The organism is Pantoea sp. GbtcB22 (assembly GCF_019091025.1).
Lineage (GTDB): Bacteria > Pseudomonadota > Gammaproteobacteria > Enterobacterales > Enterobacteriaceae > Pantoea > Pantoea leporis.
Map to the genome: position 1 here is coordinate 1 of NZ_JAGXKB010001046.1, position 229 is coordinate 229.

Below are 229 nucleotides of genomic sequence, written 5' to 3' on the forward strand. Positions count from 1 at the left end.
CCAGCGGCGAGAAGAACAGGCTCAGCAGAAACAGAATCGCCACCACAATCGCCGTCAGGCTGGTGCGGCCACCGGCGCTGACGCCGGCAGCAGATTCCACATAGCTGGTGGTGGTTGAAGTACCAAGCAGCGAGCCGGACAGCGCGGCGGCGCTATCTGCGATCAACGCACGGCCCATTTTCGGCACGTTGCCCTGCTCATCTGCCAGGCCGGCGCGCTTGGTCACACC

At 64.6% G+C, this 229-nt stretch carries 1 protein-coding gene; it reads right to left on the bottom strand.

All coding sequences use genetic code 11. From position 1 onward, the window contains the following. Nucleotides 1-229: solute carrier family 23 protein (locus KVT28_RS27445; RefSeq protein ID WP_254633688.1), on the bottom strand; the 229-nt coding region annotated here is incomplete at both ends.